The 22,107-nt window shown below is 55.6% G+C and carries 18 protein-coding genes and 1 tRNA gene; 7 read left to right on the top strand and 12 right to left on the bottom strand.

Annotated features, from left to right (window positions below; translation table 11 throughout):
• Positions 1 to 153 precede the first annotated feature (153 nt).
• Both VJR90_00810 and VJR90_00815 read left to right on the top strand, forming a co-directional pair.
• Positions 154 to 522: a hypothetical protein gene (locus VJR90_00810; GenBank protein ID HKV96016.1), complete on the top strand. Its 369-nt coding sequence runs from the start codon at positions 154 to 156 to the stop codon at positions 520 to 522.
• A 16-nt stretch (positions 523 to 538) separates the two neighbouring features.
• Positions 539 to 925: an MGMT family protein gene (locus VJR90_00815; protein HKV96017.1), complete on the top strand. Its 387-nt coding sequence runs from the start codon at positions 539 to 541 to the stop codon at positions 923 to 925.
• Here VJR90_00815 and VJR90_00820 read toward each other — a convergent pair.
• Positions 903 to 1,604 (bottom strand): creatininase family protein, encoded by a 702-nt coding sequence (locus VJR90_00820; protein ID HKV96018.1) that lies wholly within the window; start codon positions 1,602 to 1,604, stop codon positions 903 to 905. The two genes, VJR90_00815 and VJR90_00820, sit on opposite strands and share 23 nt — an antisense overlap.
• A 105-nt stretch (positions 1,605 to 1,709) precedes the next feature.
• Between VJR90_00820 and VJR90_00825 the strand changes: the two genes are divergently transcribed.
• A complete protein-coding gene (locus VJR90_00825; GenBank protein ID HKV96019.1) occupies positions 1,710 to 3,200 on the top strand; it encodes an oligopeptide:H+ symporter in 1,491 nt (496 codons plus the stop codon).
• 617 nt (positions 3,201 to 3,817) lie between these two features.
• Here VJR90_00825 and VJR90_00830 read toward each other — a convergent pair.
• The 6 genes from VJR90_00830 to VJR90_00855 all read right to left on the bottom strand — a co-directional run bounded on the left by VJR90_00830 (position 3,818) and on the right by VJR90_00855 (position 12,384).
• A complete protein-coding gene (locus tag VJR90_00830) occupies positions 3,818 to 4,105 on the bottom strand; it encodes a hypothetical protein (GenBank protein HKV96020.1) in 288 nt (95 codons plus the stop codon).
• Positions 4,092 to 6,236, bottom strand: a complete 2,145-nt coding sequence (locus VJR90_00835; protein ID HKV96021.1) for a hypothetical protein — start codon at positions 6,234 to 6,236, stop codon at positions 4,092 to 4,094. The genes VJR90_00830 and VJR90_00835 overlap by 14 nt, the downstream gene beginning before the upstream one ends.
• Before the next feature lie 422 nt (positions 6,237 to 6,658).
• Entirely contained in the window at positions 6,659 to 9,196 is a 2,538-nt protein-coding gene (locus tag VJR90_00840; GenBank protein HKV96022.1) for a DEAD/DEAH box helicase family protein, read from the bottom strand.
• Complete coding sequence (locus VJR90_00845) at positions 9,189 to 10,778, bottom strand: Eco57I restriction-modification methylase domain-containing protein (GenBank protein HKV96023.1); 1,590 nt, start codon at positions 10,776 to 10,778, stop codon at positions 9,189 to 9,191. The genes VJR90_00840 and VJR90_00845 overlap by 8 nt, the downstream gene beginning before the upstream one ends.
• Positions 10,775 to 11,425, bottom strand: coding sequence for a DNA methyltransferase (locus VJR90_00850; GenBank protein ID HKV96024.1), 651 nt, complete (start codon positions 11,423 to 11,425; stop codon positions 10,775 to 10,777). Before VJR90_00850 ends, VJR90_00845 begins: the two co-directional genes overlap by 4 nt.
• A gap of 299 nt (positions 11,426 to 11,724) precedes the next feature.
• Entirely contained in the window at positions 11,725 to 12,384 is a 660-nt protein-coding gene (locus VJR90_00855; protein ID HKV96025.1) for an SOS response-associated peptidase, read from the bottom strand.
• Positions 12,385 to 12,571: 187 nt separating this feature from the next.
• Between VJR90_00855 and VJR90_00860 the strand changes: the two genes are divergently transcribed.
• Together VJR90_00860 and VJR90_00865 are read left to right on the top strand one after the other, a co-directional pair.
• The gene (locus tag VJR90_00860; protein HKV96026.1) at positions 12,572 to 13,753 is read left to right on the top strand and encodes a DNA polymerase IV; all 1,182 of its coding nucleotides are present in this window, start codon (positions 12,572 to 12,574) and stop codon (positions 13,751 to 13,753) included.
• Positions 13,754 to 13,767: 14 nt separating this feature from the next.
• Complete coding sequence (locus VJR90_00865; GenBank protein HKV96027.1) at positions 13,768 to 14,172, top strand: hypothetical protein; 405 nt, start codon at positions 13,768 to 13,770, stop codon at positions 14,170 to 14,172.
• 356 nt (positions 14,173 to 14,528) lie between these two features.
• Here the strand turns inward: VJR90_00865 and VJR90_00870 are convergent, their stop codons facing one another.
• Together VJR90_00870 and VJR90_00875 are read right to left on the bottom strand one after the other, a co-directional pair.
• Complete coding sequence (locus tag VJR90_00870) at positions 14,529 to 15,182, bottom strand: glutathione S-transferase family protein (GenBank protein HKV96028.1); 654 nt, start codon at positions 15,180 to 15,182, stop codon at positions 14,529 to 14,531.
• Positions 15,183 to 15,398: 216 nt separating this feature from the next.
• Positions 15,399 to 15,917 (bottom strand): hypothetical protein, encoded by a 519-nt coding sequence (locus VJR90_00875; GenBank protein ID HKV96029.1) that lies wholly within the window; start codon positions 15,915 to 15,917, stop codon positions 15,399 to 15,401.
• A 564-nt stretch (positions 15,918 to 16,481) separates the two neighbouring features.
• On the opposite strand from VJR90_00875, the gene VJR90_00880 reads away from it, so the two are divergent.
• The gene (locus VJR90_00880; protein ID HKV96030.1) at positions 16,482 to 17,261 is read left to right on the top strand and encodes a hypothetical protein; all 780 of its coding nucleotides are present in this window, start codon (positions 16,482 to 16,484) and stop codon (positions 17,259 to 17,261) included.
• Between the two features lie 365 nt (positions 17,262 to 17,626).
• On the opposite strand, the gene VJR90_00885 is transcribed toward VJR90_00880, so the two are convergent.
• Together VJR90_00885 and VJR90_00890 are read right to left on the bottom strand one after the other, a co-directional pair.
• On the bottom strand, positions 17,627 to 18,637 hold the full coding sequence (locus VJR90_00885) for a hypothetical protein (GenBank protein ID HKV96031.1): 1,011 nt from the start codon (positions 18,635 to 18,637) through the stop codon (positions 17,627 to 17,629).
• Positions 18,638 to 18,681: 44 nt separating this feature from the next.
• Positions 18,682 to 19,935, bottom strand: a complete 1,254-nt coding sequence (locus tag VJR90_00890) for a hypothetical protein (GenBank protein ID HKV96032.1) — start codon at positions 19,933 to 19,935, stop codon at positions 18,682 to 18,684.
• A gap of 1,014 nt (positions 19,936 to 20,949) precedes the next feature.
• On the opposite strand from VJR90_00890, the gene VJR90_00895 reads away from it, so the two are divergent.
• Positions 20,950 to 21,990 (top strand): site-specific integrase, encoded by a 1,041-nt coding sequence (locus tag VJR90_00895; protein ID HKV96033.1) that lies wholly within the window; start codon positions 20,950 to 20,952, stop codon positions 21,988 to 21,990.
• Positions 21,991 to 22,012: 22 nt separating this feature from the next.
• Here the strand turns inward: VJR90_00895 and VJR90_00900 are convergent.
• A tRNA-Thr gene (locus VJR90_00900) sits at positions 22,013 to 22,088 on the bottom strand.
• Between the last annotated feature and the right edge of the window lie 19 nt (positions 22,089 to 22,107).

A 22,107-nucleotide genomic window follows, 5' to 3' on the forward strand; every position in this document is an offset into this window, starting at 1 on the left:
AAGTCGATCACCTGCGGCCTCACGGCACAAGTAAAGCGGCCCCGTTTCCGGGGCCGCAAGTTTGCACACTGTTGTGTATTTAGCGTTGTCAGAACTTCCCCGCCACCTGGGCGTAGAAGAACCGACCCGCATCGCCGATCCGAGCGGTGTTTCATGAAAACGGTTTGGTTGATAGTGACGTTGATGCTGTGCACTGGTTGCGCGGCCATGGATCGCCAGCAACACGCGCACATGCTGAATCTGGCTGTGCGGGATGATCAGGCCTGCCGCGACCAGGGTTGGCAGTATCCCGAGCCGCGTTATATAAGCTGCCGCATGCAACTCGATGACCAGCGCCAGCACCGCGACTGGATGAATCTGCAGATCATGAGCCAGAGCCGGTACCAGAACCCGTCGGCGGTTCCCGCCGTGTTGCCCAAAGAGACCTATCGGCCCCTGGACCGGGACCGCTACCATTGCCGTTATGTCAGCGAGAACAATCAGGGCTACATTCTCTGCGGCGAAACTCCGAAGCCAAGCTGAGCCGCCGCAGGATTCCGTGTATGCGCGCATTTACGCCCAGGTGTGCGCGATTCCGCGCGGGCGCGTCAGCACCTACGGCGGAATCGGAAAATTGGTGGGTTGTGGCCCGCGCCAAGTCGGTTATGCGATGGCCTCCCTGCCCCACGGCTCCAAGGTTCCCTGGCAGCGGGTGATCAATCACAAGGGGGAAATCAGTTGTCGCAGCCACGGCTGCGGCTCTGACGGCCAGCGTGCTCGGCTATTGGAAGAAGGCGTGTTTCCCGACCGGAAAGGCCGGATTGATCTCAAACGTTTCGGCTGGCCAGACGCCAAGTCCGGCCTGACTCACCTGCATGGCGCTACAATTCATGCGTCGGCGCTCAGAAAAAACCGCGGTAAAACTACGGCCAGTCTTCGGCGATAACTCTCCGCGTTTCCTCCACGCCCGCGCGCCATACCGCCAGCATGTCCTGATCGGAGCGCTGGTAACGGCCGCCAAAATTCCCGTCGCCCAGGTAGCGCTTTGCCTCCGCCGGACTTAGTTCGCGGATGCGCGCAACGTCCAGCATGGGTTTCTGATCCTCCGGGTACTGGACGTCATCGAGCCTCGTGAAGGGAAAGTTTTCCATCCATGAAGCATGCGATGCCACCGGATCGATTTCCATGACTTTCTCCCACGTGGCGGGCGCTTTCCACCAGTTGTGGAATTTCACGCTCACGCCCGGATGCGTGCCCCGCCACTCATCTATCAAGGTTTGGACCGGGGCATTCCCACCGTGGCCGTTCACCAGCACGATGCGTCCGAACCCGTGCGCCGCGAGACTGTCCAGGATGTCGCGGATCAGGCGCACGTAGGTATCCGCGGTCAGGCTGATGGTGCCGGGGTATGCCATGAAATACGGCGTGATGCCGTAGGGCACGCCCGGAAATACCGGCACCTCCAAGGGTTCCGCGGCCTCGAGCGCCACCCGTTCCGACAATATATGGTCCACGCACAGGCTCAACTGGGCGTGCTGCTCGGTACTGCCGATCGGCAGCACCGCTCGATCGTCCTTCTTGAGGTATTCTTCAACCTGCATCCAGTTCATGTCGCGGATTTTCACGGCGCTTTCTCCAGCGAATCCGAATCAAAAATTCCGGGGCAATAACAAGCAAACAAATATGCCTGCGACTCGCAAAGGTGATTATAGATGACGCCTGCAGCCGCCATGCCTCGTCCGCAGCCGCGCAAAGCCTTCCTGGTCCTGTTCGCCATCGAAATCTGGGAGCGCTTTGGCTACTACGGCATGGCTTCGCTCATGGTGCTCTACATGGTGGAGCGTCTCGGCATGGGCGATGCCCGGGCCGACCTCATCTGGGGCGCGTTTTCCGCGCTGGTCTATTCCATGCCGATGCTCGGCGGCTACGTGGGTGACCGCATATTGGGTGCGCGCCGCACGCTGGTGCTGGGAGCCATTACCCTGGGTCTGGGCTATGTGCTGCTCTCGGTGCCTTTGACCGAAACGTTTTTCCCGGCCATGGGGCTCATCGCGCTCGGCAATGGCCTGTTCAAGGTAAACCCCAACAACCTGGCTTCCCGTCTTTACGAAGGCGACCGTTCGCGTCTCGATATATTGTTTACCCTGTATTACACCTCGCTGAACATCGGTTCGTTTGTCTCGATCCTGCTTACGCCCTGGATCAAGGACCACCCGGCCTGGTCCTTCGACATCGGCGGATTACAGTTCGACAGCTGGCATCTCGCCTTTGGTCTGAGCGCCATCGGGCTGACGCTCGGTCTGATCAATTACGGGGCTTTTCAGCACTATCTGCGCCCGTATGGCACTGCCCCGGACTTTGCAAAACTCAACTGGCGCAAGCTCGGCGCCGTGATCCTGGTGTCGCTGGTCATCGCATTTGTGCTTGCCGAAATCATCCGTTATCGCGCCGCCGCACTCGGAGTCGTAAGCCTGCTGTTGCTGCTCACGGCTTTGATCTTCGTGCGCCTGCTGCGCAGCGGCGACGCCGGTAACCGCCGGCGCACAGTGGCCTGCATTATTTTCATCTGCATTTCGGCCGTCTGGGCCGTGTACAACCAGCAGATCTACACTTCGCTCACGCTGTTTGCCTTGCGCAATGTCAGGCATGAGCTATTGGGCGTGCAGGTTTCGGCGGCACAATTCCAGGATCTCAACCAGTTCTGGCTCGTGGTACTGGCCGCGCCCCTGGCCTGGTTCTATCAGCGCATGAGCCGCAGCGCACGCGGGGATTTTTCCATCGCGACCAAGTACGCAGCCGGCCTGTATCTTCTGGCGCTGGCGTTTTTCCTGTATGCGGGCAGCAGCTTCAGCGCGCACGCCGGCATCGTGTCTCCCTGGTGGCTGGTCGGCGGTTACGCAGCGCAATCGCTCGGCGAACTGCTGATCAGCGCGCTCGGCTTTTCCATGGTGTCGCAACTCGTGCCGGAACGCGTGCGCGGCATCATCATGGGTGCGTGGTTCTTGGGGATGGGCGTGAGCAACTACGCAGGCGGCGCGATTGCCGGGCTGGCGCATGTACAGCCCGGTCATGCAGCAGCCAGCGAGACTCTGCCGGTCTACATGTACCTGTTCGGCGGGTTAGCGGTCGCGGCACTGATTAGTGCGGTCGCGACAACTGCCGCAATCCCGTGGCTGAAAACACTGTCCGCGCGAGAAGGCGATCGGCCGGCTGCCGGGTGAGGACTGTGGCTTTAACGCGAGCACCGCTCGCGTCCGTCCGCACGGTCATACATGAGCGAGAAACGAAGTTTCGAGCGGGCGCACATGAATGCGCACCCTGGACCACAAGCGGAGCAGGATTGCACCGCGCCGTGGTAGACCTGGCCAGCCCACCATGAATGGTTCAGTGAGGAATACGAGTTCAGCAAAGTGGTGCCGGCGGAGAGAGTCGAACTCCCGACCCACGCATTACGAAAGTGGGCCGCAAAATGCCGGTGTAATGAAATCAGTCACTTACGGCGCTTGCTTTTTTCATAACGCGGGTAAAAGTGCCAAAACGCAGGTCAATTTAGAAAAAATTGGCACAAATTTGGCACAGTGAACGTGACGCTGTAGTTATGCGTGCAGTCTGAAATGAAATCAATCCTGCGCGGTTTTGAATTCACTTAGAAAATTATTCACATCACCTGTGCAGAGAAAATGGCTCTGACCCTAATTCCCGCTAATTCCAGACCCTAATTCCCCCTTAGGATATCGCCCACTAGCCGTTCAAAAGCATCCACGCTTATCACCGTCTATAGCAATTAGAAACTTACGAAGGTCCGACCCAATTTATCGTTTAGATGAAGATCCCGCTATTAATTTGTCAACCCATACTGTTTCATTTCCGCATAGACTTCCTTGATCTCTCGATTTAGCTGTTTGATGTACTCGTTCGCAACCTGGGTAAATAGGTCATCGCCTAGATTCTCAAGCTTGATCTGGAACTCGCCGGTTTTCATTCGGAGAATGAGCTTGTTGAACGCGCTCTTGACGTCGTCTGCCTTATCCTCAGACAACGGGATCAGTGTGGAACCATCCTTAAGCTCAATGCTGATGAAGTGCTTTTCATCGATCTGCACAACTGTAGACTTAACCGTTTCCATAGATGTTTCCCCGTTCCCCGAACGCGTCCTCGCCACCTTCCAGAGTCCGCATGCTCACTTTCTTCCAGTCCATCTTGTCGGTGGCGTCCTCAGGATTCACCAGGTTGTTGGTGAAAGGGTTACCGATGTACGTGGAATAGCCCTCTTTACTATGGCACCTGTAGATCGAGCTGTAAGGTAGCGTCCGGACGGCGATGTTTGCATCATGAGTCGATATGAAGACCCTCTTGTTCTCCCGGGCGCGCTCCTTGAGGAGCGGCACGATTACATCGCTGATGTACTCATTGCCCAGGCTCATTTCCGGCTCGTCCAGTATGTAAACGTCCTTATCTGTGCCTAGTTCCTTCTGCAGCATTACCATCGAGGCCTCGCCGCTCGATGGCTCGTACTGCTCGCCGCCAAGGGCGAAATACCTCTTGAAGAGCAGCACTTCGTATACTGTCGTGATGGCCTCCACATCTTCGATCTCGTTGAGGTCGGAGATGCACTGGAACAGATCGTCCGAGTAAACGTGCGCGAGCACCTCACGGACTCCATGGACGAACTTCTTTATCGCTGATTTCTTCGCACCCTTGATTGCCCGCAGCGAGCCGTCCGTCACATTTCCGTCCTGAAACCTGAACTCCGTCAGCAGTTCCAGCTCGCCCTTTTCCGGCCCGAGGCTTCCGATCGGTTCCCTAAGCGTCGGGATTCCGGTCTCGATGCTCTTCACAATCGCTGATGCACTCCGTTCGATGGCTATCCGATTCTTAGCGTAGGCGCGGAACCCGGTATTCATCGGCATGGCCGGCTTCCCCGTCTTGCGCTCCACCTCCTTGCGGAACAACTTGATGGCTGAATTGAGCAGATGGATCTCCTTCCACTCGGAGAAGCTGGACCATCTCCGCCCACCCAGACGGCTCGCGAGAACGGACAGCAGGGTATCGAGCTGCCCGCGCTCCTTCATGGAAAGCACCTGCTTCACCGAGGCATTCGCAGACAGAAACCCTAGAAATTCCTGCGTCATCTTCAGGGCCTCGTTGAAGCCCTGGAAGTCCCTCTTGGGACCGCCGTACTCCTCGGGTTCGATGTCCTTCAGCAGTATCTTCTTTGCGTTCTTGTTCGTAATGTCCGACTGGTAGTATGCCTTGTACTTCGCAAGGCTGGTCACGTCGACCTCGGACGCTTCGTGCAATGCGCTGATCTCGTTTTGGCAATAGTTGATCTGATGGTCATTTAGGTTGATGCCCAGCTTCGCACCTGCTGTGTCGTAGATCTCATCCAATCGGCCGCTTGCCGACACGTAGACGCTCGCGTCAATCCCGCTCTCCGTGTAGTGCTTAGCGATGGCCCTAAGGATGCAAGACTTACCTGTGCCCTTAGGGCCGAACACCACGTTGATGTCGTTGTAAGCCCTGACCTCCAGCACTGAGCCGTCGTCGAACGGCCGTAGCGTCAACTGCTCGGGCGTCTTCCTGTCGAGGACAGTATTGATGGTTGTTGGGTCCTTGTTCAGCAGCAGACAGAAGTGCTCGAAGCTGTCGACAGGCAACCTCAAGTCTGGGAGTTCAGCGGCACACTCAGCGTATTTCGCCCAGTCATGGAGGTCAGACCCGTATATGGAGCCATAGCCGTGCGAGATATATATCCCTGCCGAGATCGAGTTGGTGACCTCCTTGAGGACAAAGTTCGGGTTTTTCGTCCCGGTTAGGAGCTTCCCAAGGGCCGCGTCCGGCAACCCCGGTTGTTTCTGCTTGTAATGTGCCACATACAGGGGCTTCATTGCATCGAAACCGGAGAGCACCTCCTCAATAGCAACAGTGAAGGTGTCTGGGCTCTCGTCCTTCGTGAGCGACTTCACCACTTTCGAGAACTTATCGGCGGCCGTGGGAGCTACGATGACCAAGAGGTGGCCTCTAGCACCATCCTCGACGATGTCGAGTTCTACACCGGGCCAGACCTGGACGTTGCCATTCATACCGACCAGGATTTCCTTGTATTGCGCGAGGTCGAAAACATTGTGGTTGGTGATCGCGATGATGCCGACGTCCGTGGAGACGACGGTTTCGCAAAATTTCTTCGGAGCGATCTCCCGAGTGTGGGCGTCTCCTGACTTGCACCTCTTGGTGTGGGTATGAATGTCAATCTTCATTTACAGTGCCATTAAGCGTTTATAAAAATAAACTTTCCACTCGTGCATATAAGCTATTTATGTTTAATGTTTTGCATTGGCTTCTCCTGCTTGAAGAGATGCTACTCTGCTTTCCTAGCAATTTCGATCGTCTTATTTTGTTGGATATTCACTTTAACTCATGGAATTGGGTCCGGACCATTTCGAAGGTTTTCTTAAATGCGTTCTCGTACGCGGCTTTTCTTAGTTACCCCTACATAATTTACTTTCCGCTTGGTCTCACTATTGCATAAAGTGTTGGTTTGTCATCTGTCAGCTTCGCAATGCTTCTCTTGTTAAATGAAATAGTCTTGTCTGGCATAAATATCTCCATTTACAAATTTTGAGTATCGAAACGTCTTATCCATATCCCCCTTATTTATAAATGATGGCTTTTATGACTATCAGTTCCTCGCGACCACAGTGTCATAGAGCCCATAGTGAACTAGACCCTCGTGACTCTCGATTCCGGTATAGGCAAGCGAGGCATCTTCGTAGCGGCGGAAGGCGAAAACGGCCTGATTCATCTGCTCAGTATTGAATACCCGCAGACGCACAAGCAGATGAAAATCCTCTACTGTCAGACCCGTAACAGCAAGAAATAATTCAGGCTCGAGCTTAGTAATGACATCCTGAAGCGTGTTCTCTCGGAAATCGGTCAGGTACATGAACGCTGGTATGCGCGTAGCAAACTTGATCAGTTTCTCCTGAACGAGCTTACGCTTGGACTTGTATTCTTTCTCCTCCTCGGTAAGTTGCTTCATCTGCTTCGCCGTCAGATCGTGATCTTTAGCCTTGTTCTTGAGCTCCTTGACCTTCTCGCTTTTGTTAATAATCGTCTCAATGATATTGTCACCGAGCGCGCGCCAGCCCTCGATGCGCTCTACGGCAGCCATTGCCTCGGGATTGTCCATGATTCGGCGCAGAGTGTCGTTGTCCACGTTCACGAGCAGCGCGGATTCCCACTTGCGGGCAAGGAGCGTGGCGGAGGTGCCGGCCATCGCGATGTCGAGAATGCCACCCGCATCAATCTGCGTCATGTTCGCGCCGTCGTAGGCCAGCACTGGCAAGAATGACACGAGGTCCTTGACGGCGTTCTCGGGGTTCGACTCGTTGGGCGAAAGGCCGATCGCGTAGTCCGAGAGCTGCCGTAGCGCGCGCGTGGGCGCGAAGTCGAACACAAAACAGGCGGGCTTGAAGATTTCCTCCTCGTTCGGATCGTCGCCGTTGGGATTCTTGATGGACCACGGTGATTGCACACGAAACGCCGACTGAAAATACGTCTCCGGCGACTTCAGATTTCGCAGCATCAAGATAGATGACCACTGCGGCACGGTGACGCCGGTCGTGAGCTTGCCGCACGAAAGCATGATGGTCTTGGTGTCGAAACCGCTGCCGATGGCCTTGCGCACGGGCGGCAGCGCGTCCAACCCGATGCCTGCCGAAGAGCCAGCGGTGACGATTGCAGTGTAATCGTGCCAGAAGACGTTGTGCTTTTCTGCCAGCAAATTCCCCATCGCGTGGCAGGCCGCGACGTTGGGCAGAAACCAGAACGAGTGCTGGAGATAGGGCAACAAGGTGGCGTCATAATACGGGAACGGGGCTCGCGAACCAGTCTTGAGTTGCTCCACCGTCTTGAGCGCATATCCACCGCGGATGATGTCGAGCCACTTCTGGACATCGCTCTTGTGCTTGAACTGTGCTTTCTTCCCTTCGCCAGAGGCCTCAAAGAAGGCGTTCAGGTCAAACTCATCAAATTCTCCGGCGCTCGCGACCGCTATCAACTCTGGGGGCATTTGATACGTTAGCAGATGTAACTTGGGCAACGCGCCATAAGGATTCCACTTGCCGGGATTCCTTTTCTCGAAATCTTCCTTAGCGTGCTGCTCGTCGGTGTAGGTCCAGCTGAAAATCTGTTCCTCGATGAACTCGCCCGTGACCAGCGCCTTGAACGGCGTGCCGGAGAGATAAAGGTAAGCCTTGGTGGTGATGGGCAGGAATTCGGTTTCCTTCTCGGATAGAACTGCGAGGTCTTCGTTCACGCCTTCCAGCCCGGCGGCGTATTCGAGCTTCGCTTCCTTTTTGGCGATCGCTTCTTCTTCGCCCTCAAACAGTTCCTTGGCCGTGTCACGCCATGCGCCGAAGTGATATTCATCGAACACGACCAAATCCCACTTCACCTGGTGCAGCCACTCGTTCTTGGCCTTGATGTTTCCCGCATCGTCGCGGCCCAGCAAATCCTGGAACGAACCGAAATAGACCAGCGGCTTCTTGGCAGAAACCTTCGTCGGGTCGCTGCCGGAATTGCGTGACATATATTGCCAGCCGTCAAAATCAACGTGCGATTCGAGGTCCGTCTGCCAGGCATCCTCCACAGCAGGCTTGAATGTGACCACAAGCACGCGCTTCGCCCCGAGTTTCCGGGCGAGTTGGTAGCTGGTGAAGGTTTTGCCGAAACGCATCTTGGCGTTCCAAAGGAAGCGCGGGACGGCATGCATGTCCTCCTTCCAGATGGAATGGAAATAGGCATGGGTCTTTTCAACGGCGGCGCGCTGCTCGGCGCGCATGGGAAAATTCTGGTCGCGCGTGCCCGCGATTTGCTGCCCTGTGCGAAGCGCGATGAACACGGCCTTCAAATCCTTGAGCGTGCAGCGCATCCATTCCAATTCCGTGTTCTCGAATTTCTTTTTGACGAGGGCGGCGCGCACCTCGTGGTCGGTAAACGTCGTGCCGTCGTCGCGCTCGGCCACCTCGTCCAGCTCGATTTTGTAATTCTTGATGTTGGCAGTCTTGAGCTGCTCGGCGACGCGCTGCTTCACATCGCGCGTGGTCTGGCCGACCTTGAGCAGGCCCGCATGTGCCGTGTCGTCAATCGAGTAGGCGTAGACGCGCGGGCGCACCGCCGGCTTCGGCGCTAGGATTTCTTCGATGGTCTTACTCATCGTCAATATCGTCGGGGTTCATTTCACGGACTTGCGACTCGATGTAAGCCTGCTCCTTTTTCGTGATGCCGTATTTCGCGTAAAGTTCTTCGTCCGTCCAAGTGCGATCCCACGTCTGCTGTGGAATCCATGAATATGTTGACCGAAGTGCGTGTTGGGTGATTTTCCGAAGCGAAACGAGGAAGCGAAAGAACCGAGTTATGTAATAGCTTTGTAGACTAGTCGCCGCCTTTTTACTCGTGAGTGGCCCTGCCACCAAATACGTTTGCGTGCATACCGATTCAGGCGGAGTCACGATGGAAGGGCCGAGAACCAATGCTGGGATTGCGCCGCGCTCTCCGTAAGCTTCTGGAAAAAGCACTTTCCATGAATCAATCAGATGCGCATTCTTTCGGATGCCGGACCTAGTGGTATGCACCACTACACGTTTTCCACGGTCTGTTATATAAAGGGCAACCGAGCCCCGAAAAGGTTTCTCCTTATATTCAGCAAAATTCGTAGCTAGGCCAAACGGCGTGTCTCCGCTCACGAGGTCTGCCACCGAAGGTTCGTTCAAGCGTTGAACTTTTTTCAGAATGCTAATCGCGCGTTCATTGCGGACGAAAATGTCGAACTCATCCAGCTTGCGAGCGATCGGCGGCTGCTGTTCGTCTCCAAGTATGAGACTATATTTGCAGTCGCCTTGATGACTCCCGTCCCACAAGAAGTAACCAACCCCGCCTTCAAAATCTACGCCCGGAAATGCTGTGGACATTTTCGTGTAATCAACAAGGTGGCTGATGTGTCCGCCGGTAAGCATGGACTTTCGGAACTCGTCCATGCCGCGCCCACCGGCCAGCCATCTTGACGGGATGACCATGCTCAAGAAGCGTGGGTCAAGCTTCATCGCCTGCTCGACAAATAGATGGTAGATCGAGGAGTCGCTCGAACCGCCTGCGCCACCTTTCATTTGATACGGTGGATTTCCGATGATTACGTCGAATTGCATGTTGCCTCCAAATATCTCGGCGAGCTGAGTCTTGATGTTGTCGGTGTGAATGAACGCGTAGGCGTGGGTTTCCAGTCCCGCCACCCGGTCGAAAACGGATTTGCCAGCGCCGCAATACTTGCACTTGTCGCCATTCCACGTGTGTTTGAGGCGCTTGAACCAGATATTGCCATCGTCGCTGGTGAAGGATTTGGCGATGGAGTGCTTGCCGGTGGCGTGCTTGGAGCAATACACGCTGCGCCGCGCGAGCAGGCTGGTAATTTGCGTGATGCCGATGCCGAACACCTGCCGAGTCAGGATGTGGTCCACGCGCTTTTGCAAATCAGGAATCTCCTGCTCCAGCCCTTTGTTGAGGCGGCTGGTGATCTCGCGCAGGAACACACCGGATTTGGTGCAGGGGTCCAGGAATTTCACTGTCTTGTCCGCCCAGATATTTGCGCCCTTGTTGTTCGCGGCCCACGCCTCGGCCAGCGTGTCCAGCATCCGGTTGGCGAACTCTGGCGGGGTAAACACCTCGTCGTTGGAGAGGTTCGCGATGCAAGTGAGTACGTCGGGGTTGCGGCTACGCAATGCAAAGCTGGCTTGGGCGCTCATACGGCGACCTCGGACGCAATGGCGGCCAGCACACTCACCGTCATCGGCGGGTAGGACTTGATCGGCGTAAAGAGCTCGTGCTTCGCGAGGTGGGCGAAGAGCGAACCCTCCGCGCTGAAGGCCGACGAGCCGGTAAGAATGTCCAGACGGAAGTCGCGCCGCTGAAACTTGCCCTTGCCCAGATAGCCCCATTCCGCAAAAGTGATGGGCTGAGCATCACTGGTGCGCATCTTCAGGGCGTCACCGTGGACAAGGTTGTGCGACAGCACGTAGAACCCTGCCCGATAGAGCGCGTCCGGCTCCGCGAGCTTCAGGTAATCGGCGAGGATCTCCAGCAGATTGGCACGACACTCAGCGATGTTGTCGGGCAGCAGCTCGATGCCGTATATGCACATCAGCGCGAGCAGCGCATAGTGCTGTCGCTCGAAATCGGACTTGCCGTACTTGAGCTCCACGGCAGCGAGCTTGCGTCGCAGTATCTGCACGAGAAAGTTGCCGCTGCCGCACGCAGGTTCCAGGAAGCGGGAGTCAATGCGCTCCGTCTCGCCCTTCACAAGGTCGAGCATGGCCTCGACCATCCACGCGGGGGTGAATACCTCACCGTGATCGGCGACCCGTTGTTTAGATTTAACCTGCTCGTCAATCATTTCCACTTCTATCATTTCATGGGACCAACGTAATGGCGCCCATTCCTGGCTTGAAAGTCATCCTTGAATAGCTTGTCACGAAAGGGCCATACAACGGCACGGATATTGACCTGATCTCTATCAACTACTACCCAACTTCTGCTGCAGTCAGCAAGCGGTCAATGATTTCTCGTGCTTGAGCTTCGGGATTGGATAGGACCACGGCAACCCTTTACTGCTTGGCAAGATTTCGCCGCCGTTCCCTGGAGGCAATCAACATAATAACGCCACATGCTTACGGTGGCCAAAATTCAAACGCTTCACACTGCGCGCAGGCATTCCGCGCTGGTATTCGACGGCTTGTTCACATAGGTGCTCACGCGGTAAGCGTCCAGATCTTTCGCGCCATAGGGCTTGAGCAGTGCTTCGAGTTCAGTCGCCTGCTCAGGTCCCTCGTTAAGCCACTGCTCGCAAGACTCCCCGGTCAACACTACCGGCATTCGGCTGTGCACTATTGCGGCGAGCGGGTTCGCACCCGTGGTCACGATCGCATAGTTCTCCTCCGCTTCCTCCCCTTCTCCGTGCCAACGTGTCCAGATTCCGGCAAAGGCAAAAAGCGCATCGTGCTCAAGATGAAATGCATAAGGCTGCTTTTTGCCCCCGGGCTGTTTCTGCCATTCGTACCAGCCGGTAGCTAGCACCAGGCAGCGGCGGCTGAGCGCGGATTGCTTGAACATGGGTTTTAAGAACAGCGTCTCGGCCCGCGCGTTGATCTGCGCCTTGTTCTTGTCCTTGAGCCAGGATGGCCGGAATCCCCATACGAGTTCCTCGACCTTGTGCTTGCCGTCGGCCTGCCGGATCACCGGCGCCTTCTGCTGCGGCGCGATGTTGTAGCGGGGGGCAAACTGCGGAACGGCCTGGGCCAAGTGCGCGGGAAGCCTGGTCGCCTCGGTGAACCGGACTGTATAGCGGCCGCACATCCTCGCCCCTTTTCAATTTAACCCGGTTCAGTCTAACGCCCCCCTCGCGTTCATGCGGGTTCCACGGGGGAGCTTGACCTCGGCCAATGTACTGTATGAATATCCAGTCATTCTCCATCGCTCATAGACTGTCATGCCGCTTTCTTCCTGCCCGCTTTGGTGGCCCCGGGCCCTGATCCTGGTGGACATGAATGCTTTTTTTGCATCCATCGAGCAGCTGGATTTCCCCGGCCTGCGCGCCCGGCCGGTGGCCGTCACCAATGGACTCAAGGGGACCTGCATCATCACCTCCAGCTACGAAGCCCGGCAATATGGCGTCAAGACCGGCATGCACATCAAAGAAGGCCGGCGGCTCTGCCCGGAGCTTATCCAGCGTCCGGCCCGGCCTACGCGCTACGCCGCGCTGTCCGCCGCGATCATGGCGGCGCTGGAAGCGGTAACCCCGGACATCGAGGTGTTCAGCGTGGACGAAGCCTTTCTGGACGTGACCGACTGCCAGGCGCTCGGCACCCCGGTGGCCCTGGCCGCCAAGGCGCGACGCATTGTTTTTGAAACCTCCGGTTTGCTGTGCAGCATCGGCGTATCCGGCGATAAAACCACGGCCAAGTATGGGGCGAAGCTCCACAAGCCCAACGGGTTTACCGTGATTCCGCCTTGGGAGGCGCGCGAGCGATTGCACGCGGTGCCGATGACCGAGCTTTGTGGCATCAAGCAGGGCATCGGCAACTATCTATCAGCACGAGGTGTTCACACTTGCGGAGACATGCAACGGCTCCCCATCAGCGAACTCGGCCGGCGCTTCGGCAATCCCGGCCGGCGGATCTGGCTCATGGCCCAAGGCCTGGATCCCGACCCGATACACAAGGATGTCCCGCCCCCGAAACAGGTGAGTGCCGGCAAGGTCACTCCACCCGCGACCCGAGACCGCGCACTGCTCACCGCCTTCCTGCAGCACATGGCTGAGCTCGTGACCTACCGGCTGCGGCATAACCAGCTTGAAGCCAAGACCTTCTGGATCGGCTTGCTTACGGACAACGGCTGGATCGAGGCCACGTATCGTGCTCCGGTTGCCATGGCGGACGGGGGGATGCTGAATCGCTTCTGCCGGGATCATCTCAAAACCCATTGGCACAGCCAGGGTGTGCATCAGGTCATGGTCAACGCGCGCGATCCCCAGCCGATCGCACTGCAACAGGATCTGTTCACGGTATGGCCCGAGAAGCGCCGGCGGTTCAATGCCGTCATGGACCGCATCAACGATAAATACGGCCAGTTCACCCTCATGCCGGCCCCGCTGCTGCATCGCAGCAGCATGCCGGATGTGATTTCGCCTGCCTGGAAACCGACCGGGCACCGCCGGACGATCTGAGCATGTGCGAGGGCGTGTACTTCACGGTCAACGGACGGGAGAGCCGGTTCTACTTTCAAAATCCGGGCGCGGCGTTGCCGGTGCGCAATAAACGCACCGGCGCGCTGGAGCTTGTTCCCTGGGGCCGCCGGCCCAAACAAACCGGCACCCTGCCGCTCGGCGGCAGTGTCCGGGTGGAACTGATCCGCGCCGGGCGCTGGGATAAATTCTTTCCGAAGTCGGTACTGATTGCCGCCCGGGCGTTTGGGTTGCGGGATTTCGAGGGGCAGCTGCGCTGGTACGACCTGGTGCCGGGCCAGTGGTTGCACGGCGCCTATCTGTGCGAAGGCACGGAACAGCGGGTTTACATCCTCACCCTTGAACCGGATCTGCCCGAGGTGCCGCATCCGCTTTGGCCCAAGGTCATCAGCCATACCTGAAACCAGTTGGAAGCGCCCTGACGCCGATAACATCACGCTTCCAGCACGCACCGTGTGACCTTCATCCGCACGAGTACCGCGCTTGTGCAGGCACTAGTCAGCACTTTCTCTCCGGCTTGCGATTGTCGCAGTAAAAATCTCAGGCTGCCTTGTGGATGACTAGCGCCGACCCAGCAAAAATTGCATGTGCGGTAAAACTCGCAAAACAGGCGGGTCGATTTGGAGGGAATCAACAGAAGAAGTGCAAATTGAAGCGTAGGGCACGCATTTTGCGGGAGGCCGCTGCCGACCTTTAGCGCAACTAGAGAGCAGAACTTTTTTGGCTGAAAGCAGATATGCTCAAGGACCGCACACAATCAGCGAGCTAGTAGATTGCCGCTGTTGACCGCCAACTGAGCGGCGAAGGCCCGTTTGTAGGCGGGCCGCGCTTCGCCGCGGGCGACGTATACGGCAAGGTTCTGATATTCGTCCAGGATGCCCGACGCCCTCAACCTGAGCAGCACTGAAACCATCATCAGGTCGCCCGCACTGAACGCACCCTCGAGCCAGTCGGCATCGCCCAGGCGCTTCGATAGCTGTCCCAGCGGATCGCGGACGCGATCTTGGACCAGCGGCAGGCGCGCCTCATACCAGGACTTGTCACGCTCCAGAAGCTTGGCATTTGCCAATTCAAGGATGGGGGGCTCGATCGTGTTAAGCGCCGTAAACATCCAGACGATCGCGCGCGCCCGGGCATTGGCATCCTTCGGCATCAAACCCGCATAGCGCTCGGCGATATGGAGCACAATCGCCCCTGTTTCGAATAGGACGAGATCACCCTCTTCATAAGTCGGAATTTTGCCGAACGGATGCAGCGCGCGGTGCGCGGGTTCCTTCATCGCACGGAAAGAGACAAGGCGGACCTCGTAGGGTTGACCTACTTCTTCAAGCGCCCAGCGTACGCGAGTATCACGTGCCAATCCCTTACCGCCATCGGGTGAGCGTTCAAAGGCGGTGATGATGATGGTCATCTTGAGGTACTTCCTTGCGAAAATAATCGGTTGTGGGATTGGCAAGCTGACCGACTGGATTGCCTTCTCAGGACCGCTTCTGGCCGCATTCTGCACTCCAATACGTGCTTTGTTGATTACACTTCGTGGCCAGTTGTTCTCGACCCATAGCTGCACTTCATATGTCGCCCTAATAACCGTCGTTTTAATGGCAATTCGGGTAGGTGAAGTCCAAGGCTATTTCCCAAAATGTACTGAAGAACAGAAATCCTCAAAAATAGATACGTATTGCTTGTAATCATTTGGGTCTGCTGTCATAGCGCACTGATAAATAACCCCGTCATGTGCAAAATCGATTTCGTAATAGACTTCTGGACCGGGCCCATCAAACACCGGGCTCAACACGCCGTATTCTATAGCTCGACCACCGTCTACTGATATCTCACGAGGGCTAACAAGCGTCGTTGCGAGAAGCACTGGGGTGAGCCTCTTGTGCATGTATTGGTCCAGCGTTTTCGCGTTATATGCTTCCGCTGGTGGCAATTGTCCTATCCACAATTGCGGGTTATTTCCTACATGTTCGGCGTCCCATTTTGGTAACCTGAAATGCATCTCCGGCCGAGGTGGATATACGCTAATTTCATTTTCGCCCATTTCCTTAAAGCCTTTGGGTGAGCGAAAAGTTAAGGGTGTACCGGGAAGCTTTACCACTACGCCTTGTGTCGAGGCGCCAGCATTGGGATGGCAGGCCGCCATGAAGAATCCCAAACACGACGGGAGAAGTATTCGAAGCATCACTCCATTTCGCTCGAGATTTACCATGAATGTCCTTTTTATACTTGTGCAGAACTGAGCCCAAGAGAGGCTAGTCTCAAAGTCCGCTATTGGCCGGTTGCGGCACCTCGTCTGGCAACAATTTTAATCTATACCGACCGATCAAGGTCGTGCTGGATGATGGCAGGTTTTGACCAGTACCAAAAGTGCTTTCCCTTCCGCAATTAGCGGCGGTTTCCACCGGACAACACAAGGTGTCGGTGCGAGCCTCTGACGCGGACCGGTCATACCGTCACAATAAGTCCTGCCCGACTCCACCAAGCCACGCGGATCCACCCTCCGCGTGACCTAAACCACATCTCGGAGATCAAAATCCTGCAGTTTTCGTATGAATACTCGTATCAAACGATATCAAAACCCATTCAACGGCATATGAGTGGCCATTCAACGGGATAGCAACGGGATATCAACCGGGATATCAGAATTCCCGTCCGGTCGCTCGCCGGGATGCGCCGAAATGCAGCCCCAGTTGAATTCCTTCCCTCCTTGACCGAGGATTTGCAAATCCCGGGCATTGCGGTACCACGACTCATGGCGAAGACAAGCCCTCCTCCAGCCGGTGGCAGCCCCGGTCTCGCGAGCTTTTATGTCCTGAGCGTCTGGGAGATCGCACACCGCTGGCATAACACCGACCCGAATGGCACGGACCCTGAAGCCCTGCCGCTGCCGATCCAGGACACGCTGCGCTCGCTCTGCCTTGCGCTTTGTATGCAGGAGACTCCCGCTTCGGATAAATGGGGAACCGATTTCGGGATCACCGCGGATGGACCGAAGTATGACGAGTGGCTCGCGCAGGTGAACGCGGCCGAGCAGGCCCGTGGCTATCGCGCAGCGGTCGAGGATCACACCCGCGAGCACCGGGAAGCCGTTGCCGGACTTGAGAACTGCGCCGAGGAACGTCACTTTGACAAGGCAAAGCTTGAGTCCGTCTTCATCTCGGCTTTGGGAATCCAGCGCTACTGCGAGCTTGCAGGCCTGCGGCTTCCGGAGTTCTGGTTTCCGGACGGGGATCCCGAGCACACCGCTCCGCCGCGACGCGAGCAGATCGACAAAGCCGCCTGCCAGGCTGTGGCGCTCACGCTTTGGGATCATGACCCCAAGCTCACGATCGCGGACATGATCCAGCACGACGCCATCCTCAATCATGGCAACGGCGCACGCTACACGGAGAAGACCCGCAGGAACTGGCTGAGCGAGGTGGATCCGCGAAGCCCAAAGCAAAAGACCGGGCGGCCAAGAAATCCCCCGCGCGAAAACCCGCCGTGAGCTTGGCGGCAAAGAGAGCCTTGCGGCCCGCACGGCGCGTATTACGGACGAACTCCGCCACCGATTATGCTATGAAAACCGCCAGGCATTACGATGGTAAAACTACTGCGACCAGTTACGCTCTAAAAGCGTCGCGCCTCCAGTGGTAAATCGTCGCATCGGGGTACGCTTGGCGAAATGCAGCTTCCGACCCTTAGCGGAACTTCATACTGATCCTAATTACTATTAGCCACTTGGCTGCGAAAGCGTGCGCAGTCCTACACTAGTTATCCAGACTCCACTTACCATGGAAGTTACATCGCCACTGGATCAGCTTGTTGGAGGCCCTCCAACTGGGTCAGAACCGCTCTTCTTCGTATCGTAATTCATGAAGCAGATCCACGATATTTGGCTTGCGGTACGAGTGTCATATACCTAACCAATGCTTCCTTCGCACTGAAGGATTGGTCGTCCCAAAAACACTTGTACCTTGCTATATATTCGTCGGGCGAACCGGCTACAAAATATTCAAATACTCGCAGTAGGTCAGGATACAGATGAAAAACGTCGTCCACCATAATCGGCGGTGACACGGCTGCTTCGCCGCGCGCAACCGGATGGAGACATCTAATTCGATCGGTATAGTAATCACCGAAATACTGATTCCCTGGTAGTTCTACCTTGTAGAGCTCTTGAAACCGTTTCACCACGTCAGAATTTCCTGGATTGCGATTGCCTTTAGAGCGCAGCTCATCCAAGAACAATTCAAAAGTTGCCGCCATCGCTACATAGAGTTCTAGCGCCGCAGAATCCATAAACTCCATGTGACCCATGAGCATGCGCGCCTTGATCATGTGATAGAGACCACGAAGCAAGACCACGTTCTTAAGATCAAATTTGGCATATAGAAAGTTCGTATATTCGGTGAATTCCTTTTCGCTAAACTCACTAGACTTGAAATCCCAACTAGAGCTATCTGCGGATCGAGCGCTATCGAGAGCAGTTCGTACCCTGTTATATGGAGTAGTATTCAGAAAGGAATTAATCCAAAACATCACATCCACATTCTTCAGCAGCATCCCTTCGGGCAGGTTCAGTTTGAGCGGATATTTCGCAGGATAAAAACTGAATTGTCCGTAGTCCGGTGGCCACGCAATTGACATAGCTGTAATAAATGCGACTTCGGGAGGAAAGACGTTCTGCACTTCCCAGCCGTAGTTATCGTACGCGTCTTCCTCTGGAGGCACAGTTATCAGAATTGGGCCGATAGGAGATGCGGGCTCGAATCGAGCTGACTCAAAACGTACACTGCAATTTGGAATCTGTCCGGGAAACAGACAACGGCGGATTACCACTTCAGGACCCATCAGCGGAGGAAAATCAATCACAATTTCCACTCCTCTTCAGTGAACCTCGACTCACTCACCAAAATTGCACGTACTCACATTTCAAGCGGCCCTAGTCCTCTACCAGGAGCGCGACGAGCACGATCGGAAAACCTAATTCCGGCCAATTTCGTATTCTGATCGATAACGTAGTCATGATTGAACGACAGAATCTCAATCCTGTCGTCATACACAATGTGTAATTGATTTTCATAGTGCTTCGATCGCACAAAAAAACGCCAATTGATTGGCTCACCAGCCAAGGTAATTGATTGCCCCGCGCTAGTAATTACTATAATCGCATGCTCTAGTTCTGCTACTATCCCAAATAATGCGCTAGATGCAGATATCAGGTCGCCCTTCCAATGCGCAAAATCAATTGTTCCTAGCGAAGCTATTTTCTCCTCATTGCGACTAGCTTTTGCCCAGGGGTTGTAGCGTGCAACGCTGATACCGCCATCTGACGCCTGGCAGATTTTGTCTTTTACGCCCCAAGCGTATCCTGAGCTGCCAAATATTCGATCCGAATTTACTACTTTCTTTTTCCGACGCTGATCTGTTACTGGTGTTGCGGAAGAGTATTGCTGATAATCATAGCCGGTTGATTCATCTATATAACCATCGGAGAAATCCGCCAGAAATCCACCAACATCACTTGAGCCAAAAATACTAAAATAATTCCAGTTACACTCGTTACAAACTAATTTGGACAATCGCCTCGGTGCGACGTCATTGCCATCGATAACATTTTCACTACGCAGAGCATACTCATAAAGACCTTCGCTGCCGGAGGCCATTGCCAACGACCCATACGATGCTGACAAACCCAAGACTGGCCCATCCCACATCCGATCTGGTCGGCGGCCGATTGGATTGGAGTTGTGCTTGTTACATGGCGCAGCCATAAGACCACTAGAGGATCCCACATAAATGTTGTCAGTATAAATATCAATATCGGAATGCGGGAAGTAAAACTTGTTGTCCATTTCCTTTATTAAATGATTCTTGATCGCGTCCTTAGACAGCTCAAAAGTACTCTGGGCCAATAAGTCGAATCTATTGCTGATGATCTCCCTGATTTCTGCATCGCTTGTTAAAGGTGTCAACTCCGCGCCATAGAGATAGTCACTTCTGAGAAAAGCACAAATAAACGGTAATTTGAGTAACGAGTCGTTTAATCGGAAGTCACTAATTAATGTATCCCAACGTATTGTTTCGATACTGCCGTTTCTCGTAAATAGATGCAGCCGCCCTTTATATAAAAAGGAATCCCAATATTCACCAGTAATGGTCAGCTTTAAAGGGCGCATTTCTTGCCTCGACTAATCTTTCTAACTGCAGCAGGCCGACACACCCCAGCCGCAAGCCACCTTTGTAGCACTTCGGCCTTTGGGATGTCCTGTGAGTTCACGCAATAATCCGCCGGATAGCCATGCCAATTATCATTTCTGTTTCGATTTGCTACAAATTTAGCAATGAACAGCGCTCTCATGTTGCCAACACTTGTGCCAAGTTGCGCAGGCGACCCCCCAGGTAGATGCAGCCCCCAACCCCATAAATCTACAAACCAATTTTGAGCAGTCGCATGGTTAAACGATGCTAGTTCGTCAGCCAGAGAGACCACCCATTGAGACTTATTGGGAGTCCCATTCCTGTGTTGTTGGTTGTGTGTGTATGGCACGCACATCCTCTTTGTAGTTCTCTAATCTAAATATTCCGAGCTTGAAGTACTTCCAAATTGCTTTAGTCGGCTTGACGTCTGCCCTTAATTTCGGTCCATTCTAGTCTTCGCACGAACTTCTGCTATTGGCCAGTTGCGGCACCTCGTCTGGCAACAATTTTAGTCTATACCGACCGATCAAGATCGGGCTTGGTGGGGGTGGGTTTTGATCAGAACCAATAGTGCTTTCCCTTCCGCAATTAACGGCGGTTTTCACCGGAATACGTCGGCGAACCACCGGCTCCCCACACACGATCCGCATGCTCTGAATTGATCCCCTGGAAAGGTCCTTTCCGCGCTCGGCGGGAATTTTTTTCTTCCTGTCCCGCCCCTACGCTTGACTCCACGACAGTCACTTGAGATTGGCAGCCATGGCTTCAGGCCCGGTACGGGAGCGGACGCTCGACCTCGTGGAAGCGGCACGTTTCCTGCGCATGTCGCCCGCGAGCCTGCGCGAGAAGGCCAAGGGCGGCCTCGTCCCCGGGGCCAAACCGGGCAAGCGCTGGGTGTTTTTGGAGTCGGAGCTTGCGCGCCACCTGCGCTCGCTCTACGCTTCTCCCCGGCAAGCGCCGCGAAGTGACTGCAAACCTATGGAGGTACAGTCATGGCAGTCAAGAAACGCGGCAATACCTGGTGGACGTCGTTCACCGCGCCGGACGGAAAGCGAATACGCTGCTCTACTGGGACTACGAACCGGAAGGCCGCGCAGGAGTTCGAGGACAAGCTCAAGGCGGAGCACTGGCGGGTCACGAAGCTCGGCGACCGGCCACGGCACACGTGGAAGGAAGCCGCTGTCAAGTGGCTGAGTGAGACGACCCACAAGGCGACGCACGATCAGGATCGGGCGATCCTGCGTTGGCTGGATCCCTATCTCGGCGGCAAGCGCCTGGACGAAATCACCCGGGAGCTCGTGGTCGAGATTGGCGAAGCGAAAGCGCACGAGGCGAGCCCGGCGACCGCAAATCGCCATCTGGCATTGGTGCGGGCGATATTGCGCAAGGCTCGCGACGAATGGGAGTGGCTCGACCGCATTCCGAAGGTCCGGCTTTTTCCGGTGCACAACGCCCGGATACGCTGGATCACTCCGGAGCAGGCGGAACGGTTGCTCTCGTATCTGCCTACGCATCAGGCCGCCATGGCGCGCTTTGCACTCGCAACGGGATTAAGACAGCGTAATGTTTCGGGTCTTGAGTGGTCACAGGTGGACTTGAAGCAAGCCCTGGCGTGGATTCACCCGGATCAGGCCAAGGCGCGACGAGCCATCGGTGTGCCGCTCAACTCGGAAGCGTCAGCGGTGTTGAGAGCTTGCCTGGGTCAGCATGAGCGTTACGTGTTCAGCTACCGGGGGAAACCCATCCGGCAGGTGAACACGAAGGCCTGGCGAGCCGCCGTCAGAAAAGCGGAACTCGGGAGTTTCCGCTGGCATGACTTGCGGCACACCTGGGCCTCGTGGCACGCGCAGGCGGGGACGCCGTTGAACGTGCTGCAGGAGTTGGGCGGATGGGCGAGCGCCGAGATGGTTCAGCGCTACGCGCATTTAGGCGTCAATCACCTGCGTGCGCATGCGGAGCGAGTGGTGCCGAAGCCAATTGGACATGAATTTGGCACAAATTTGGCACACCCGAGACTCAGGCTCGTGAAGTGATGATGTAAGTCGTTGATTGAATTGGTGCCGGCGGAGAGAGTCGAACTCCCGACCCACGCATTACGAATGCGTTGCTCTACCAACTGAGCTACGCCGGCATGCAATACCTGGATTTCA

The organism is Gammaproteobacteria bacterium (assembly GCA_035279405.1).
Classification (GTDB): domain Bacteria; phylum Pseudomonadota; class Gammaproteobacteria; order Natronospirales; family REEB76; genus REEB76.

Excerpts from the sequence above, each read along its gene's own strand:
- VJR90_00855 (HKV96025.1), bottom strand. The coding sequence starts at position 12,384 with ATGTGCGGCCGCTATACAGTCCGGTTCACCGAGGCGACCAGGCTTCCC.
- VJR90_00870 (HKV96028.1), bottom strand. The coding sequence starts at position 15,182 with ATGACCATCATCATCACCGCCTTTGAACGCTCACCCGATGGCGGTAAG.
- VJR90_00835 (HKV96021.1), bottom strand. The coding sequence starts at position 6,236 with ATGAAGATTGACATTCATACCCACACCAAGAGGTGCAAGTCAGGAGAC.
- VJR90_00860 (HKV96026.1), top strand. The coding sequence starts at position 12,572 with ATGAATGCTTTTTTTGCATCCATCGAGCAGCTGGATTTCCCCGGCCTG.
- VJR90_00810 (HKV96016.1), top strand. The coding sequence starts at position 154 with ATGAAAACGGTTTGGTTGATAGTGACGTTGATGCTGTGCACTGGTTGC.
- VJR90_00830 (HKV96020.1), bottom strand. The coding sequence starts at position 4,105 with ATGGAAACGGTTAAGTCTACAGTTGTGCAGATCGATGAAAAGCACTTC.
- VJR90_00850 (HKV96024.1), bottom strand. The coding sequence starts at position 11,425 with ATGATTGACGAGCAGGTTAAATCTAAACAACGGGTCGCCGATCACGGT.
- VJR90_00845 (HKV96023.1), bottom strand. The coding sequence starts at position 10,778 with ATGAGCGCCCAAGCCAGCTTTGCATTGCGTAGCCGCAACCCCGACGTA.
- VJR90_00825 (HKV96019.1), top strand. The coding sequence starts at position 1,710 with ATGCCTCGTCCGCAGCCGCGCAAAGCCTTCCTGGTCCTGTTCGCCATC.
- VJR90_00890 (HKV96032.1), bottom strand. The coding sequence starts at position 19,935 with ATGCGCCCTTTAAAGCTGACCATTACTGGTGAATATTGGGATTCCTTT.
- VJR90_00840 (HKV96022.1), bottom strand. The coding sequence starts at position 9,196 with ATGAGTAAGACCATCGAAGAAATCCTAGCGCCGAAGCCGGCGGTGCGC.
- VJR90_00875 (HKV96029.1), bottom strand. The coding sequence starts at position 15,917 with ATGGCGGCCTGCCATCCCAATGCTGGCGCCTCGACACAAGGCGTAGTG.
- VJR90_00895 (HKV96033.1), top strand. The coding sequence starts at position 20,950 with ATGGCAGTCAAGAAACGCGGCAATACCTGGTGGACGTCGTTCACCGCG.